Source organism: Flavobacterium ammonificans (assembly GCF_020886115.1).
GTDB classification, from domain to species: domain Bacteria; phylum Bacteroidota; class Bacteroidia; order Flavobacteriales; family Flavobacteriaceae; genus Flavobacterium; species Flavobacterium ammonificans.
Genome location: NZ_AP025185.1, coordinates 196,364 through 213,366, shown reverse-complemented (window position 1 = coordinate 213,366; position 17,003 = coordinate 196,364). Strand labels below are relative to the sequence as shown.

The following is a 17,003-nucleotide window of genomic DNA, read 5'->3' as shown; positions in this document are numbered from 1 at the left end:
TAGTATTTTCGGTTGATTAGTAGGATTTATTTGGTGAAATGTAACTTCTTAAACAAATCCCAAACTACAATTCCGGCACTTACTGAAATATTGAGTGAGTGCTTAGTTCCTAATTGCGGAATTTCAATAGCGCCATCACAAAGTGCTACCGCCTCTTGAGCGACACCAAAAACTTCATTACCGAATACCAATGCATATTTTTGATTTTGTTCTACTTCAAAATTTTGAAGAAAAATGGCGCTTTCTACTTGCTCAATAGCGTAAGTCTGAATTTTTTCTGCTTTCAGTTTTTGAATTACTTCCAAAACATTTTCAGCCTGTTCCCATACTACAGTCTCTGTAGCCCCAAGTGCGGTCTTGTGAATTTCTTTATTGGGTGGAGTGGCTGTAATTCCGCACAAATAGATTTTTTCAATCAAAAAAGCATCAGCGGTTCTAAACACTGATCCAATATTATGTAAACTGCGAATGTCATCTAAAACTAAAATCAAAGGTGTTTTTTCAGAAGCTTTGAAATCATCAATGGATTTTCTGTCGAGTTCGCTGTTTTCTAATTTTCTCATAGCAAATTAAATGTAAAAAAAAAGCTTCCGTAAAAGTAGGAAGCTTTTGAATGTATTGTAAACAAAATTAGCTTTTTGCTGTTGCAGCAACCACATTTCCTTTAATAGTCAAAACTTTAGTTGGCTGACCAGCTGCATTTGACGAAATTGTTACTGTTTTTGTAAATGGACCTACTCTGGTTGTATCGTATTTTACACCAATAGTTCCTTTTGCTCCTGGAGCAATTGGTTCTTTTGGAGTTGAAGGTACAGTACACCCACAAGAACCTTGTGCATTTGTAATCACTAATGGAGTAGTTCCATTATTTGTAAATACAAATTCACGTTTACCTTCTGCGTTTTGAGTAATTGTACCGTAATCAATCACTTCATTAGCAAAAACCATTCCTGCTCCAGTTACTTTTGCAGTTGCAGCTTTTCCTTTTTTAGATGTTTCTTGTGCGTTGGTAGCCACTGTTCCTAGAACTAATAGGGCTAAAACAAGTATTTTTTTCATAACGATTTAAGATTTAAATTTTGAAATACAAATTTATATAAATTTTCGAAAACAGCCGTGCAATTTCAACTAAAAATAGGTTTATGTCTAAGAACTGTTCTTTATTCGCTATAAAATCTATAAATTCGCTGACAGATTAAGAATTGATTAATACATCTGATTTGGCAGCAAAAGAAAAAGTAGCAAAGGAAACTCCGTTAATGAAACAATACAATGAAATCAAGGCAAAATACCCTGATGCTTGTTTGTTGTTTCGTGTAGGAGATTTTTATGAAACCTTTGGTGAAGATGCAGTAAGAGCTTCTAAGATATTAGGAATTGTTTTGACAAAGAGAGGAGCGGGGTCCGAAACCGAAACTGCCTTGGCAGGATTTCCTCATCACTCTTTAAACACCTATTTGCCTAAATTAGTAAAAGCGGGTTTACGTGTAGCTATTTGTGATCAACTCGAAGATCCTAAAATGACCAAAACCATCGTAAAACGTGGGGTGACAGAGTTAGTTACGCCTGGAGTTTCTATGAATGATGAGGTACTACAAGCTAAAGTTAATAATTTTTTAGCTTCCGTTTATTTTTTAAATAAATCAATCGGAATTTCGTTTTTAGATGTCTCTACTGGCGAATTTTTGACTGCTCAAGGGAATGCGGAATATATTGACAAATTACTTCAAAATTTTAGTCCTAGTGAAGTTCTAGTTCCAAAGAATAGCAAAAACGATTTCAAAGCTGCTTTTGGAGAAGATTACCATAGTTTTTATTTAGAAGATTGGTTGTACAAAGAAGATTATGCATTTGAGACTTTAACAAAGCATTTCCAAACGGTTTCTTTAAAAGGTTTTGGAATTGAAGAATTGAAAGAAGGTGTCATTGCTGCAGGAGCTATATTGTATTATTTATCCGAAACTCAACACAATAGAGTACAACATATTACTTCTATTCAACGTATTGCAGAGGATGCTTACGTTTGGATGGACCGTTTTACTATTCGCAATCTAGAATTGTATCATAGTTATAATCACAATGCGGTTACTTTGCTAGATGTTATAGACAGAACGCTTTCGCCAATGGGTGGTCGTTTGCTCAAACGTTGGTTGGCTTTGCCATTAAAAGATGCTGTTAAAATTCAAAGTCGTCACCAAGTAGTGGCCTATTTGAAAGACAATCAAGAAATATTAAAAAAGATACAATCGCAAATCAAACAAATTTCCGATTTGGAACGATTGATTTCGAAAATAGCCGCCGGAAAAGTATCGCCACGTGAAGTTGTATATTTAAAAGAATCTTTGGACGCAATACTGCCAATTAAAACCTTGGCTTTACAAAGTCCACAAGAAGCAGTAAAAGTGATTGGCGATAGTTTACACAGTTGTGATTTATTGCGCGAAAAAATTAAAACCACCTTAAACCAAGAAGCGCCTGTGGCTATTGCCAAAGGAAATGCAATTGCTGTAGGTGTGAATGCCGAATTAGACGAATTGCGTGCCATTTCTACTTCAGGGAAAGAGTTCTTGGAAGGAATTGAAAAAAGAGAATCGGAAAGAACAGGAATTTCGTCTTTAAAAATTTCCTTCAACAATGTTTTTGGGTATTATATTGAAGTGAGAAATACGCACAAAGATAAAGTTCCTGAAGAATGGATTCGCAAACAAACTTTGGTAAACGCAGAACGCTATATTACCGAGGAATTAAAAGAATATGAAACGAAGATTTTAGGTGCTGAAGAGAAAATACATAAAATAGAATCGGAATTATTTGAACAATTGGTCCAATGGATTGGTACGTATATCAAACCGGTTCAGATGAATGCCAATTTGATAGCACAACTGGATTGTTTGTGTTCATTTACCCAATTGGCCATTGAAAATAAATACGTTTGCCCTGAAATTGATGAAAGCTTTGAATTGGAAATCAAAGAAGGAAGACATCCTGTAATTGAAAAGCAATTGCCTGTTGGAACGCCCTATATTTCTAATGATGTGTTCTTGGATAGAGAAACGCAGCAACTGATTATGATTACTGGTCCCAATATGTCTGGTAAATCAGCTATTTTGCGACAAACTGCTTTAATTGTACTCTTGGCGCAAATGGGAAGTTTTGTTCCTGCAGAGAGTGTTCGAATGGGAATTGTAGACAAAATTTTTACTAGAGTAGGTGCAAGTGATAATATTTCGATGGGCGAGTCGACATTTATGGTCGAAATGAATGAAACGGCTTCTATTTTGAATAATATCTCCGACCGAAGTTTGGTGCTTTTAGACGAGATTGGAAGAGGAACAAGTACTTATGATGGAATATCGATTGCTTGGGCTATTGCTGAGTTCTTACACGAGCATCCGGCACAGCCAAAAACGCTTTTTGCAACTCATTATCACGAATTAAATGAAATGAGTGAATCGTTACCGAGGATTCAGAATTACAATGTAGCAGTCAAAGAATTAAAAGATAACGTTCTTTTTGTTAGAAAGTTAGTTAAAGGAGGAAGTGCTCATAGTTTTGGAATTCACGTAGCTAAAATGGCCGGAATGCCACAGATTGTAATTTTGAAAGCGCAAAAGCTATTGAAAAAATTAGAAAAAAATCATTCCAGTGATGCGCTCAATGGTATCAAGGAAGTTAAAGATGAAATGCAAATGAGTTTCTTCAATCTAGACGACCCGCTTTTGGAAGAAATTAAAGATGAAATTCTGAATTTAGATATCAATACCATCACACCAATGGAAGCTTTGATGAAGCTGAATGAAATAAAAAGAATGCTAAGCAAAAAATAGTTTTGATTTTAAAGTTTACGTTATCAGAAGATTACCTTTGTCGGGCTATTTTTTTATTGAAAAGGCTTGTGTAATTGAATTAATGTATTAAATTTGCATCCGCAATACAGAACAAGTATCGTGATTCTTTTATAGAATTGAAAATGCGAAAATAGCTCAGTTGGTAGAGCGCGACCTTGCCAAGGTCGAGGTCGCGGGTTCGAGCCCCGTTTTTCGCTCCAAAACCATACAATGCTCGGATGGTGAAATTGGTAGACACGCTGGACTTAAAATCCAGTGAACAGCAATGTTCGTGCGGGTTCAAGTCCCGCTCTGAGTACTAAAGCCTCTTCAATTGAAGAGGCTTTTTTTGTTTTATAAATATAATAAATGAGCGCTAATTGTTAGTGCGATCAAGAATATGGGGACTTTTGTAATTACGAAGCGATTTAACGACGAATACAAGTTTGTATTTGCTTCTAGAAAGGGCAAAACAATTTTTACAAGTTTGAGTTTTGAACTTAAATTTGAAGGAGAAGAAGCGATAGAAAAATTTAAAGCTAATACTGATTTGGCAACTTTCTTGAAATTCAGATCAACTAATGGAAGGTATTACTTTAAAGTATTGTTAGAGGGTGTTCACTTTGCAACAAGTAGAAAGTATACTACGGAACTTAGATTGGAAAAAGGAATCAATGAAATAGTCAAATATGCATCAACCTCAGAAGTGCTTGATTTTTCAGCTAATGATGTTATTTTTTCAGATTAAAAATAAATAACAATGTTAAAGGAGTTGTCAATTAAGATATAGCTATAAAATAAAAAAAGCCGTTACACCAAGTGTACGGCTTATTTTTTTCTCTGTAGTAATTAATTACTTTGCAGCAGCAGCAGTATCAACAGCAGCAGTATCAACAGCAGCAGTATCAACAGCAGCAGTGTCAACAGCAACAGCAGTAGTATCAGCAGCTACTTCTTCAGCAGGAGCTTCAGCTTTTTTACAAGATACAACAGTTAAAACAGCAACAACAGCTAAACTTAAAAATACTTTTTTCATCTTAATTTATTATAAAAGGTTAATTATTAATTCGTGGCAAAGATATAAAATTTTTAATATGTAAAATATTTTTTCATTTTTTTTTTAAATAATATTTGGCAATTTTCCTTCTTTTTATCAAAAACGGGCAAAAACCAGCAAAATAACCTCAATTTAATTTAAAAAGTACAACTAAACAGCACTCATTATTTTAGCAACTGCGCCTTTGTTTTTTTGAACAAATGAAGCGCTAATTGCACCTCTTGATTTTCGAATTTCAATATCGCCAATTAATTCATTTAATATTACTTCTAAACTATCATTATTATCTACAGAAATGCATCCTCCTAAGCGAACTAATTCTATAGCTTCAGCAAAATGAGAATAATTGGGTCCAATTACAATTGGAATTCCAAAAGTAGCAGGTTCTAGGATGTTATGAATTCCTGGATTACCAAAACCACCGCCAACATATGCGATATCAGCGTAACTATATATTTTAGTTAATATTCCTACTGTGTCTATAATAAAAACATCATAATCGGCTAAATTTTTGTTTTCTTTTTCTGAAAATAAAATTACTTTTTTGGTACAACTGTTTTTTAGTTGTTGTATTTGATCCGGTTTTATATTATGTGGAGCAATGATGAATTTAGTATCTGTAGTGTTGGAGTTCATATAATTCAGTAACAATTCCTCATCTTTTGTCCAAGTACTTCCAGCAACGATAGTTGTTTTATTGTTTTTAAATTCAGCAATAAAATCTAATGTATTGTCTCTTTCTAAAAGACTAGCTACTCTATCAAAACGAGTATCGCCAGAAATTATTGCTTTTTCTTTTCCTAGTTGATGGAGTAATTGTAAAGAATTTTCGTTTTGCACAAAAAAGTAAGTGAAGGTATCTAATGCTTTTCTGTAAAATCCACCGTACCATTTGAAAAAAGCTTGTTTTTCTCTGAAAATTCCAGAAATCAAGTAGGTTGGCGTATTTCGCTTTTTCAATTCGTTCAAATAATTCGGCCAAAACTCATATTTGATAAAGAATACCATCTCTGGATGCACTAAATCAATGAATTTAGCAGCATTTTTTTGTGTATCTAAAGGCAAATAAACGGTAGCGTCTGCCATGGGATTGTTTTTGCGGACTTCATAACCTGAAGGGGAGAAAAAGCTAACAATGATTTTGTGGGTGGGATATCTTTCTTTTATTCTTTCGATAACAGGCAATCCTTGCTCATATTCGCCCATGGATGCAGCGTGAAACCAAATGGTTTTATCATTTGGTTTGATTTTGGAAATTAAAGTTGGAAATACGTCTTTTCTTCCTTCAACAAAAAGTTTGATTTTTGGTACAAAAAAAGCGATGATTTGCAATAACAACCCTGCTATTGAAACAATTATATTATAAATAAAAAGCATACTCGATATTTTGGTGCTAAAATACAGTTTCTTTATTTTATTTTGATTGGTTAGAACTCATTAAATACCTATTTTTGTTTTTCGTTTTACAAATGGACTCATTTTAATTGGAATTTTAAAGTATTCAAACTTTCCAATCATTAAACAAAAAGTAAATGAAAAAAATACAAATGGTTGACTTGAAAGGTCAATACGATGCAATAAAAGAAACAGTAAATACTTCGATTCAAGAAGTTTTAGATACCAATGCCTATATCAATGGACCTCAGGTGCATTCTTTTCAAAAATCATTAGAAACTTATTTAGGTGTAAAACACGTAATTCCATGTGCTAATGGAACCGATGCTTTGCAGATTGCTATGATGGGATTGGGATTACAACCAGGTGATGAAGTAATAACGGCCGACTTTACTTTTGCAGCAACTGTTGAAGTTATTGCATTATTGCAGTTGACCCCTGTATTAGTAGATGTTGATATGTACAATATGAATATCAATATTGACAAAATTAAGAAAGCAATCACACCAAAAACAAAAGCCATTGTTCCAGTTCATTTATTTGGACGTGCCGCTAATATAGAGGCAATTATGGCATTAGCCAAAGAACATAATTTGTATGTAATCGAAGACAATGCGCAAGCTATTGGAGCGAATTGTAAATTTTCTGATGGCTCAAAAAAGAAAGCAGGAACAATTGGACATGTGGGTGCAACCTCTTTCTTTCCTTCTAAAAATTTAGGTTGTTATGGTGATGGAGGAGCAATTTTTACCAATGATGATGCTTTAGCGCATACACTTCGCGGAATTGTTAATCACGGAATGTATGAAAGATACCATCACGATGTAGTGGGTGTAAATTCTAGATTGGATAGTATCCAAGCTGCTGTGCTTAATGCCAAGTTACCGTATTTAGATCAATATAACAAAGCCAGACAAAACGCCGCAAGAAAATATACTGCAGCATTAGAAGGGCATAAAAACATTATCGCGCCAAGTATTTGTGATATCTGTGATTGCCATGTTTTTCATCAATATACATTACGTATTATTGATGCCGATAGAAACGGTTTGATGCAACATTTGTTAGACAAAGGAATCCCGTGTGCAATTTACTACCCAATTCCGTTGCATAGTCAAAAAGCCTATGCAGATGCACGCTATAAAGAGGAAGATTTTCCAGTTACGAATCAATTAGTAAAAGAAGTGATTTCGTTACCTATGCATACAGAATTAGACGATGAACAGATTAAATTCATCACGGATAGTATTTTAGAGTTTTTAAATAAATAGGCGCAATACAACAATAGCAGATGAAAGTACTAGTAACTGGAGGATTAGGATTTATTGGTTCGCATACCGTTGTAGAACTTCAAAACGAAGGTTTTGAAGTTATTATAATCGATAATTTATCCAATACTTCATTGTCTGTTTTGGACGGAATCCAAAATATAACTGGGAAAGTACCTGCTTTCGAAAAATTGGATTTGCGAGAGAAAGACAAAGTACAAGACTTCTTCAGAAGACATAAAGATATTGACGGAGTAATTCATTTTGCAGCTTCAAAAGCGGTTGGGGAAAGTGTAGGAAATCCACTGTTGTATTATGAAAACAACATCAATGTGTTAGTGTATATTCTACAAGAATTGGAGAAAAAGCCTACTGCTAATTTAATATTTAGCTCTTCTTGTACTGTTTATGGTCAAGCTGAAAAAATGCCAATTACTGAAGATTCATCGGTTCAAACTGCGATGTCTCCTTATGGCAACACGAAACAAATTGGAGAGGAAATTATCATTGATGCCGCAAAAGCGTCTAGTATTAATGCTATTTTGTTGCGTTATTTTAATCCAATTGGTGCTCACCCTTCAGCTGAAATTGGAGAGTTACCTTTGGGAGTTCCGCAAAATTTAGTACCATTTATTACGCAAACCGGAATCGGATTACGTCAAGAATTATCCGTTTATGGGGATGATTATCCAACTCCAGATGGAACTGCGATTCGCGATTATATTCACGTAGTGGATTTGGCGAAAGCCCACGTTATTGGGATGCAACGTTTATTGAGTAAGAAAAATCAAGATAAAGTAGAAACTTTTAACTTAGGAACGGGTACAGGAAGTTCGGTTTTGGAAGTGATTCATGCTTTTGAAAAAGTAAGCGGTCAAAAATTACCTTATAAAATTGTAGCACGTAGAGAAGGGGACATTACTGAGGCCTACGCCAATACGCACAAAGCCAATACCATTTTGGGATGGAAAGCACAATCTTCTTTGGAAGAAGCAATGGCTAGTGCTTGGAAATGGGAACAAAAAATTAGAAGTTAGATCTTTAATTTTTAATTCAAATTAATATAAGTGATCCCAAATGAGCAGTTTGGGATTTTTTGTACATTAGCTAAAAAAATAAACCCATGAATCCCAAACAGTCTAAGTCTAAAATTAATAAAGTAGAGGAACCAAGTGTTTCTTATCCTATCTCACCTTTAACTCAAAAAGGAATTAGTACAAAACCTTTTGATTTTGAAAAAGAAATTCAATCTGGATTATCGATTGAATCTGCAAAACAACAGTCTGTCAAGAGAATTAGGGGATGGTGGGAGAAATAAAAGTATTCATAAGTCCTGCCGTAGTTGATTATTTAGATACTTTAGTGTATCAACTATATAATAAAGAATATTTCGGATTTTTATCTTCAGCAGAAGAATATGTTATTTCGATATATGAGGCAATTAATTCCAACATTCATTTAAACAATAAATCCACCACCGAAACATTACTTTATCTAGGGAGTAATTATATTTTTTTAAGCCAAGTAAGAGAACTACTTGGTATATTTTCTTTGAGAAAAAAGACACTACTTATTTAGTTACAGGAATTTTAAATAATTACTCTGAAGAAATTCGACATATGTAATATGATAGGTTTAAATTTTTAAAAGCACATTCGGATCAGGACAATTTGTACTATAATGGTCAAGAGTTTTTGAACTACAAACCCCTGGGTAATCCCCAAACTTATTTTCCATATCAATAATAATCTGAAAATGTAAATGCGGAGCATAATCTCCGTTGATTGGTGGTAAACCTAAATTTCCGATTTGCTCACCCTTAGATACAGGATCGCCAATTTGTTTACCAATCAAACTTTCTTCGCTTAAATGTCCGTAAAGGGTGTGGAATGTTTGGTTTTCAATTATATGTTCAATAATTATTGTTGGGCCATAATCACCTAAAGCGGTATTGTTTTGAAAACTATGAATTCTACCCTCTAGTGCAGCATGTACGCTAGCCGATTCATTGATCCACAAGTCCAAACCAATATGAATGTTGCGTTCTTCTGTATTTTCAGCATTAAATACCGTACTTCTTTTATATAGATTTCGAATTTCTTGATAGCCTCCAAAAGCTATTTTTCCTTTGTTGTCATCCAAATACTCTTGAATGAAAACACCATAATCTTTTGCAGTTTCTAACTTTGATGAAAGAATTTTTCCGTTTGAAATGGATAAGTCGAGCGGCACATATTCTGAGTAAGAAATATGGGGTGCTATCACTTTTGAGGCTTCACAAAGCGTAAGTAGTTCGATTAATGCTGTCATATTTTTTATACTATTTTCAAAAATAAAAAACCCTCATAAAATGGATTCTATGAGGATTTAAATTTAATTTATAATGGCAAATTAAGCATTAGCAGTAACTGCTTCTTTGTCAATTTTACCAATTAAACCAGCTAATACTTTTCCAGGACCTACTTCGGTAAAACTAGTAGCGCCATCTTGAATCATTTTTTGAACAGATTGTGTCCATTTTACAGGAGCTGTCAACTGAATGATTAGGTTTTTCTTAATTTCAGCTGGGTCAGAAACAGCACTTGCCGTTACATTTTGATATACGGGACATATTGGAGTAGAGAAAGTAGTACCTTCTATTGCAGCTGCTAATTCTTCTCTAGCTGGTTCCATCATTGGCGAGTGGAAAGCACCACCAACAGGCAAGATTAAAGCGCGTTTTGCTCCCGCTTCTTTCATTTTTTCGCAAGCCAATTCCACCGCTTTGTATTCGCCAGAAATGACTAATTGTCCTGGACAATTGTAATTAGCTGCTACTACAACACCGTCTATGGAATCACAAATATCTTCTACGATTTTATCTTCTAAATTCAATACTGCTGCCATGGTTGAAGGAGTAATTTCGCAAGCTTTTTGCATCGCTAAAGCTCTTTGTGAAACTAATTTCAATCCGTCTTCAAAAGACAAAGCACCATTGGCAACTAAAGCTGAAAATTCTCCTAAAGAGTGACCAGCTACCATTTCTGGTTTGAAATCAGCTAAGGTTTTAGCTAAAATAACCGAATGTAAAAAAACAGCAGGTTGCGTTACTTTTGTTTCTTTTAATTCTTCGGCAGTTCCTTCAAACATGATGTCTGTAATGCGAAATCCTAAAATGTCATTGGCTTTTTCGAAAAGTTCTTTTGCCAAAGGCGAATTCTCATATAGTTCTTTACCCATTCCGGTAAATTGTGCTCCTTGTCCAGGAAATACATATGCTTTCATAACGTTTGTTTCAAGTTTAGTGTTGCGTATTTTGTTTGAATCACAAAAATAACAATTTTTTTAGCCGAACACTAAAATCCGAATACTGAATACTATTTACTGTTCCATTGGAATTTCCATGATTAAAAAACGAGAATCCGAATTGGCTTTAATTTCTAATTCATTGGTTTCCCAAATTCCAATAGCATCTCTTTTTTCTAGTTTTTCACCATTCACTTCGATTTCACCTTCAATATTCATAATATAGAAACCGTTCCCCTCTTTTTTTAAACCTAATTTTTTAGAAAAATCTTTATCGAAATCACTCAAATAAAACCAAGCATCTTGGTGAATCCAAACGCCTTCATCTTCTTCATTAGGAGATAGAATTTGAGCAAAATTATTTTTTTGTTTTGCAATATCTAAAGTAATTTGTTGGTAACGCGGCTCTACATTTCTGTGTTTTGGAAATAACCAAATCTGAAATAATTTTGTCTGTAAGTCTGCATTCGGATTAAATTCGCTATGTTGTATTCCAGTTCCAGCACTCATCACTTGCACATCGCCAGTCTTGATAGTAGACGAATTTCCCATACTGTCTTTGTGTGCCAAATCGCCTTCTAATGGAATAGTGATAATTTCCATATTATCATGTGGGTGGGTGCCAAAGCCCATTCCAGCCGCAACTGTATCGTCATTCAAAACGCGAAGCATTCCAAATTGAATGCGTTCTGGATTGTACCAACTTGCAAAACTAAAACTGTGGTAAGCATTCAGCCAACCGTGATCAGCATGCCCTCTTGAACTCGCTTTGTGTAAAATGAAATTCCCCATGTTAATTTGGATTTAATGTTGTTTTAGCGGTAGTAATTTAAAGTAAGTTACAACAAATTTGTTGTCTTTTATTTCACCAATTACCTCTGCTTTACGAATGCTAGCACAAAAACCATCATCGGCATGAGCGTCTCCATGTGAGTCTATATTGGTGCCTTCTACAAAATAGGATTTTCCATCAATTCGAACGGCTAAGTCGCAACTTTTTCCTTCCATTCCCAATTGGCATTGGCCACAAGAGGCTTCTACAATTTGAATTTTTGAATTTTCTTTTTTGTCTTGTGCCAATATCAGAGTGCTGCTTAAGACAAATAAAAAAGTAAGTAATTTTTTCATGGAATATAGTATTTGGTTTTAGTAATGATACCTACAAGAAACAATGATTATGTTGGATTCTCTAAAGGTGTAAACCAATCGGTGTTCTGAGTCGATTCTTCTTGACCAAAATCCTTGCAAATCATGTTTCAATCCTTCCGGATTTCCAATGCCTTCAAAAGGAGTTCGAATACACGATTTGATTAATTCGTTGATTCGTTTGAGTTTGGATTTATCGGTTTTTTGCCAATACAAATAATCTTCCCATGCCTGAAGTTGCCAAGAAACTATCATTCTTCAATTAACTCTTTTTGAACTAATGATTTGTTTTCTTGAATGTCTTTTACAGATTGAAGTAAGATGTCTCTGTTTTTTCCAGATAATAAATAGTTGGTTTCATTTAAAGCATTGTATTCTTCCAACGAAATCAAAACAAGGTCTTTGTTGTCTTTTCGCTTTACAATTATTTCTTCCATATCATCTGTAACGGAATCCATCCATTTTTTTAGATTCAATCGTAAATCAGTGTAATTGATGACTTTCATTTTTCAAAAAATTAGAATACAAAAGTATATAAAATAACGTAAATAAGTACTTAAAATAATAAATTATTCCTCTTCTTCAATTTCAAATTCGGCATCTTTCTCCCAAATCTCCATTTCACAAGGTTTACAGTTGAATTTGAGTTTGTATTCCAATTCGCCTTGTTTTAAAACCAACGGTTCTTTGACTTTTTTGTCGCGATGCTCTGGATGGTATTTTGGACAACGTTCTAGTTCATATTTGATACAATATTTGGTCGTCATCACGCGTGATTTGCCCGGATCCCATTGCAATTCAAAAGCTTTTTCGATTTCGGTAACGCCGTGACGTTCGTAGAATTTGCGCGCCATTTTATTGGCAACATTGTAGGTAAAATCCAATTGATCTACTGGAAACGGATGATCGGTTTTTACGATTTGGTGTTCCTCTCGTTTGTAATTCGCTAAACGAATTTCAGTCAATTGTTCGTAAACCGTTCTTCGCATTTCGTTTATTTTTGAAATCGGTAAAAACCAATTGTCTGAAAACTGAATCGTAATTTCGTCAGCGGTGTAGGGCGTAAAACCCGTTTTAGCTAATTGGGTTTTGATATTGTCTTCTATGGACAAATTATTTTTAGTTGGTTCTTTGGCGTGTTCCAAAAGGACGTTGCTTACATAACCATCTTCGTCCATGGCGGTCAATTCAAAACCGTTTTCATTTTCGGTTAATACTAAAGAGGTACTAATTTTTCGAACCGCACTGTCTTCACGCTCCACAATTTTGATGAAAGCCGCGTCGTTGTTGCGGTAAATGAACGTTCCGTCTTTGATTTCTTTGAGCACATTTGGGTAAATGAAACCGTTTTCGGCTTTGTTTACATAAATTCCGTCAGCTTCGTTGTTTTCGTTAATAAAACACAAACCATCACCGTTGTTGAGTAATTCTCCGTTTTCAATTTCGTACGAATTGCCAACGGTTTTGATCAATTTTCCAATGTACTGCCCTTTTGATTTTGGACTTTCCCAAGAACCTATGCTTTGATGTCTTTCGTTTACGAAATAATCAGTATAACCTCTGTTAAAAGTTCGGTTCAATTCCGAATCGAAAGTGAACGTACATTTTCCTGAAGAAGCTTTGGTATAATTGGGGTTTTGTTCTAAAAAAGCATCGATTTTCTTGCGAAGAAACGACACATTATTTTTGACATAAACGATATCTTTTAATCGACCTTCAATTTTGAAAGAAACGATTCCGGCTTCAATCAAGTTCGGAATTTGGTCGGTTACATCAAAATCTTTGATGGAAAGTAAGTGACTGTTTTTGATTAAAGTTTCGCCGTGACCGTCAATTAAGTTGTACGGCAATCGACAGTTTTGGGCGCACGAACCACGATTGGCAGAACGTTCACCATTGGCTACACTCATATAACAATTCCCGCTGAAGGAAACACATAAAGCACCGGTAACAAAGAATTCCAATTCGACATCCGTCGCTTCGCTAATTTCTTTGATTTGGTGTAAGTTTAATTCGCGTGCTAAAACCACACGCTTGATGCCTGCATCGGCAAGGAATTTAATATTTTTCGGATCACGATTATTGGCTTGCGTACTGGCGTGTAAAACAATAGGCGGCAATTCCATTTCCATGATCGCCATATCCTGAATGATCAAGGCATCGACACCAATATGGTACAATTCCCAAATCATTTGGCGACAGGTTTCAAGTTCGTTGTCGTATAAAATAGTATTCATTACCACAAAAACTTGGGCGTGATAGAGATGAGCGTAATTTACCAAAGCCGCCACATCTTCCATAGAATTGTGTGCGTTAGAACGAGCGCCAAATTGCGGAGCTCCAATATAAACTGCATCTGCACCACTATTGATAGCAGCCATACCGTGCAATAAGTCTTTGGCAGGCGCTAGTATTTCGATTTTCTTTTTCATTATAAGAGGGATTTCTTTTTAGGGAAATTAGTTTGTAAAGTTCTTATAAATAATTGAGATTTTTGGTAAATTTTTCAAAGTTTATACTCGTCTTTTTCTTAAACATATAAGTCATATAAGTTGATTTAAGAAGTTGTTTCGTGTCTATGAAATAAATATAGTTATTTTTAAAATAAGAAAAGCCCCAAGTTTCTTTGAGGCTTTCAGAGTTTTTATAAAAAGTGTTTCATGAAACCGCTTCTTTGATTCGGCGTAAGGCTTCTTTTAAAATGTCGTTGCTTGTAGCATAAGAGAAACGAATACAGTTTGGATTTCCAAAAGCGTCTCCCGTTACGGTAGCTACATTGGCTTCGGCTAAAAGGTACATAGAGAAATCATTAGCGTCTTTAATTTCGGTTCCTCTTAAAGTTTTTCCGAAGAAAGAAGAGACGTCTGGGAATACATAAAAAGCGCCTTCTGGCACGTTGATTTTCATACCTGGAATCTCTTTGATTAATCCCACCACTAAATCTCTACGGCTATGGAAAGCATCGACCATGTGTTTCAAAACCGATGGATCGGCATCTACTGCAGTAATCGTTGCGCGTTGAGCTACAGAGTTTGCGCCACTTGTAACTTGTCCTTGAATTTTAGTACAAGCTTTGGCAATGAATTCTGGTGCGCCAATGTATCCAATTCTATATCCAGTCATAGCGAAAGCTTTGGCAACTCCGTTAACAGTAATCGTTTTTTCTAACATACCTGGGATAGAAGCAATACTGCAAAAAGTTCCAGAAAAGTTAATATGCTCGTAAATTTCGTCAGCAACTACATAGACGTTAGGGTATTTTTCTAATACTTTAGCTATTGCAGTTAATTCTTCGCGGTTGTATACAGAACCACTTGGGTTACAAGGAGAACTGAACCAAATCATTTTAGTTTTAGGAGTGATTACTGCCTCTAATTGTGCTGGCGTAATCTTGAAATCAGTCTCCACAGAGGTTGGAACTTCAACCGGAACACCTCCTGAAAGTTTTACGATTTCAAAATAAGAAACCCAATACGGTGCTGGTAAAATTACTTCGTCACCATCGTTTAACATCACTTGTGCGATGTTGTATAAGGATTGTTTAGCTCCTGTAGAAACTACAATTTGAGACGGTTTGTAGTCCAAATCATTGTCGCGTTTGAATTTTCTACAAATCGCTTCTTTTAATTCTACATATCCATCTACTGGAGAGTAGGTGCTGTAATTTTCGTCAATTGCTTTTTTTGCTGCTTCTTTAATAAAGTCAGGTGTGTTGAAATCAGGTTCGCCCAAGCTTAAACTGATAATGTCTTTTCCTTGAGATTTTAATTCTCTGGCTAAAGCAGCCATTGCTAATGTTTGTGATGTAGCTAAGTTGTTAATTCTGTCTGAAAGTGGATTGCTCATTTCTTAGTTGTTGTAAAATCTAGTTTGTAGTTATTAATTGGGTATAGTTTGTATTTATTATTTATGCCGATAATTCCGGTTTCATTCCCAAATTTTTTAAATGAGTAAAATGAGATAGAATGGCTTCTCGAGTAGTTTTAAACTCATGGTATGGAAGGTTGCATTCTTTAGCAGTTTGTTTCACAAACTCGGCAATTTTACTATAATGAACATGAGAAATATTTGGAAAAATATGGTGTTCAATTTGGTGATTTAAACCACCTGTATAATAATTCACTAACCAGTTTTTTGGAGCAAAATTAGCTGTAGTATATAGTTGGTGAATAGCCCAAGTATTTTCAATTTCGCCTTCCTCATTTGGTATTGGATTGGCAGTTTCGTCTACCACATGTGCCAATTGGAAAACAATACTCAAAATCAATCCAGCGGTATAGTGCATTACTAAAAACCCCAGAATTACTTTCCACCAAGTAATACCTAAAACCATAGGAATTACCAACCAAATGGAGAAATAAATCACTTTAGTAATAATTAAAGTGGTCCAACGAATGACTGGTTTTTTGAATTCGCCATACGACAAATTGCGTTTTAGGTAGCGTTTCATTTGAAGAAAATCGGTAGTTATAGCCCAATTGAAAGTCAATAAACCATATAGAAAAACGGAGTAATAATGTTGGAATTTATGGTAATTGTACCATTTCGCTGTTTTAGAAAAACGTAAAATACGTCCTGCTTCTAAATCTTCGTCATGACCCAAAATATTAGTGTAGGTATGATGCAATACATTGTGTTGTACTTGCCAATTGTACACATTTCCGGCTAAAATATAGATACTTCCTCCCATGAATTTATTCACCCAAGATTTGTTAGAATAAGCGCCGTGATTGCCATCATGCATTACGTTCATTCCTACTCCAGCCATTCCTATACCTATGATTAGGTTGAGTAGGAGGTAAGTCCAAAAAGGCATATCCATAGCTAATAAAAAGAAATAAGGAGTTAAGAAAATAGAGAACATCACGATTGTTTTGAGATGTAATTTCCAATTTCCAGTTTTATTAAGATTGTTTTCTTTGAAATAATTGTTGACACGAGAATTTAAAATTCTAAAAAATTTTAAATCATCTTGTTTTGCAAATGTTGGAGCGGTATTTTTCATAATCTTGAGTAATAATCAAC

The 17,003-nt window shown here is 34.8% G+C and carries 18 protein-coding genes and 2 tRNA genes; 7 read left to right on the top strand and 13 right to left on the bottom strand.

Translation table 11 applies throughout. The annotated features are described in order from the left end of the window. Positions 1–26: 26 nt before the first annotated feature. Together LPC20_RS00975 and LPC20_RS00970 are read right to left on the bottom strand one after the other, a co-directional pair. Positions 27–563, bottom strand: coding sequence for an RNA methyltransferase (locus tag LPC20_RS00975; protein ID WP_229325608.1), 537 nt, complete (start codon positions 561–563; stop codon positions 27–29). A gap of 67 nt (positions 564–630) precedes the next feature. After that, complete coding sequence (locus LPC20_RS00970) at positions 631–1,059, bottom strand: DUF1573 domain-containing protein (protein ID WP_229325606.1); 429 nt, start codon at positions 1,057–1,059, stop codon at positions 631–633. Between the two features lie 161 nt (positions 1,060–1,220). Here LPC20_RS00970 and mutS point away from each other — a divergent pair, with 161 nt between their 5' ends. The 4 genes from mutS to LPC20_RS00950 all read left to right on the top strand — a co-directional run bounded on the left by mutS (position 1,221) and on the right by LPC20_RS00950 (position 4,575). Then, a complete protein-coding gene (mutS, locus tag LPC20_RS00965; RefSeq protein WP_229327163.1) occupies positions 1,221–3,827 on the top strand; it encodes a DNA mismatch repair protein MutS in 2,607 nt (868 codons plus the stop codon). Positions 3,828–3,972: 145 nt separating this feature from the next. Beyond that, a tRNA-Gly gene (locus LPC20_RS00960) sits at positions 3,973–4,048 on the top strand. A gap of 12 nt (positions 4,049–4,060) precedes the next feature. Then, positions 4,061–4,146, top strand: a tRNA-Leu gene (locus LPC20_RS00955). Between the two features lie 81 nt (positions 4,147–4,227). Further along, positions 4,228–4,575 (top strand): DUF1508 domain-containing protein, encoded by a 348-nt coding sequence (locus LPC20_RS00950; protein ID WP_229325604.1) that lies wholly within the window; start codon positions 4,228–4,230, stop codon positions 4,573–4,575. A 105-nt stretch (positions 4,576–4,680) separates the two neighbouring features. Here the strand turns inward: LPC20_RS00950 and LPC20_RS00945 are convergent, their stop codons facing one another. Both LPC20_RS00945 and LPC20_RS00940 read right to left on the bottom strand, forming a co-directional pair. Beyond that, positions 4,681–4,863 (bottom strand): hypothetical protein, encoded by a 183-nt coding sequence (locus LPC20_RS00945; RefSeq protein ID WP_229325602.1) that lies wholly within the window; start codon positions 4,861–4,863, stop codon positions 4,681–4,683. A 171-nt stretch (positions 4,864–5,034) separates the two neighbouring features. After that, a complete protein-coding gene (locus tag LPC20_RS00940) occupies positions 5,035–6,261 on the bottom strand; it encodes a 3-deoxy-D-manno-octulosonic acid transferase (RefSeq protein WP_229325600.1) in 1,227 nt (408 codons plus the stop codon). Between the two features lie 155 nt (positions 6,262–6,416). Here LPC20_RS00940 and LPC20_RS00935 point away from each other — a divergent pair, with 155 nt between their 5' ends. From LPC20_RS00935 to LPC20_RS00925, 3 genes are all read left to right on the top strand, one after another. Continuing rightward, positions 6,417–7,550, top strand: coding sequence for a DegT/DnrJ/EryC1/StrS family aminotransferase (locus LPC20_RS00935; RefSeq protein WP_229325598.1), 1,134 nt, complete (start codon positions 6,417–6,419; stop codon positions 7,548–7,550). Between the two features lie 20 nt (positions 7,551–7,570). Further along, positions 7,571–8,584, top strand: a complete 1,014-nt coding sequence (gene galE / locus LPC20_RS00930) for a UDP-glucose 4-epimerase GalE (protein WP_229325596.1) — start codon at positions 7,571–7,573, stop codon at positions 8,582–8,584. A gap of 86 nt (positions 8,585–8,670) precedes the next feature. Further along, positions 8,671–8,865 (top strand): hypothetical protein, encoded by a 195-nt coding sequence (locus tag LPC20_RS00925; protein ID WP_229325594.1) that lies wholly within the window; start codon positions 8,671–8,673, stop codon positions 8,863–8,865. Between the two features lie 317 nt (positions 8,866–9,182). On the opposite strand, the gene LPC20_RS00920 is transcribed toward LPC20_RS00925, so the two are convergent. The 9 genes from LPC20_RS00920 to LPC20_RS00880 form a co-directional block, all read right to left on the bottom strand. After that, complete coding sequence (locus LPC20_RS00920; RefSeq protein WP_229325592.1) at positions 9,183–9,857, bottom strand: peptidoglycan DD-metalloendopeptidase family protein; 675 nt, start codon at positions 9,855–9,857, stop codon at positions 9,183–9,185. 81 nt (positions 9,858–9,938) lie between these two features. Further along, entirely contained in the window at positions 9,939–10,811 is an 873-nt protein-coding gene (gene fabD / locus LPC20_RS00915) for an ACP S-malonyltransferase (RefSeq protein ID WP_229325590.1), read from the bottom strand. Between the two features lie 96 nt (positions 10,812–10,907). Continuing rightward, positions 10,908–11,624, bottom strand: coding sequence for a pirin family protein (locus LPC20_RS00910; RefSeq protein WP_229325588.1), 717 nt, complete (start codon positions 11,622–11,624; stop codon positions 10,908–10,910). Positions 11,625–11,636: 12 nt separating this feature from the next. Continuing rightward, a complete protein-coding gene (locus LPC20_RS00905) occupies positions 11,637–11,960 on the bottom strand; it encodes a DUF6370 family protein (RefSeq protein ID WP_229325586.1) in 324 nt (107 codons plus the stop codon). 18 nt (positions 11,961–11,978) lie between these two features. Then, positions 11,979–12,233, bottom strand: coding sequence for a Txe/YoeB family addiction module toxin (locus tag LPC20_RS00900; RefSeq protein WP_229325583.1), 255 nt, complete (start codon positions 12,231–12,233; stop codon positions 11,979–11,981). Beyond that, complete coding sequence (locus LPC20_RS00895; protein WP_229325581.1) at positions 12,230–12,484, bottom strand: type II toxin-antitoxin system Phd/YefM family antitoxin; 255 nt, start codon at positions 12,482–12,484, stop codon at positions 12,230–12,232. The genes LPC20_RS00900 and LPC20_RS00895 overlap by 4 nt, the downstream gene beginning before the upstream one ends. Before the next feature lie 63 nt (positions 12,485–12,547). Beyond that, entirely contained in the window at positions 12,548–14,410 is a 1,863-nt protein-coding gene (locus tag LPC20_RS00890) for a peptidase U32 family protein (RefSeq protein ID WP_229325579.1), read from the bottom strand. 226 nt (positions 14,411–14,636) lie between these two features. Further along, a complete protein-coding gene (locus LPC20_RS00885) occupies positions 14,637–15,824 on the bottom strand; it encodes a pyridoxal phosphate-dependent aminotransferase (RefSeq protein ID WP_229325577.1) in 1,188 nt (395 codons plus the stop codon). Between the two features lie 61 nt (positions 15,825–15,885). After that, positions 15,886–16,983, bottom strand: a complete 1,098-nt coding sequence (locus LPC20_RS00880) for a fatty acid desaturase family protein (RefSeq protein WP_229325575.1) — start codon at positions 16,981–16,983, stop codon at positions 15,886–15,888. Positions 16,984–17,003: the final 20 nt, after the last annotated feature.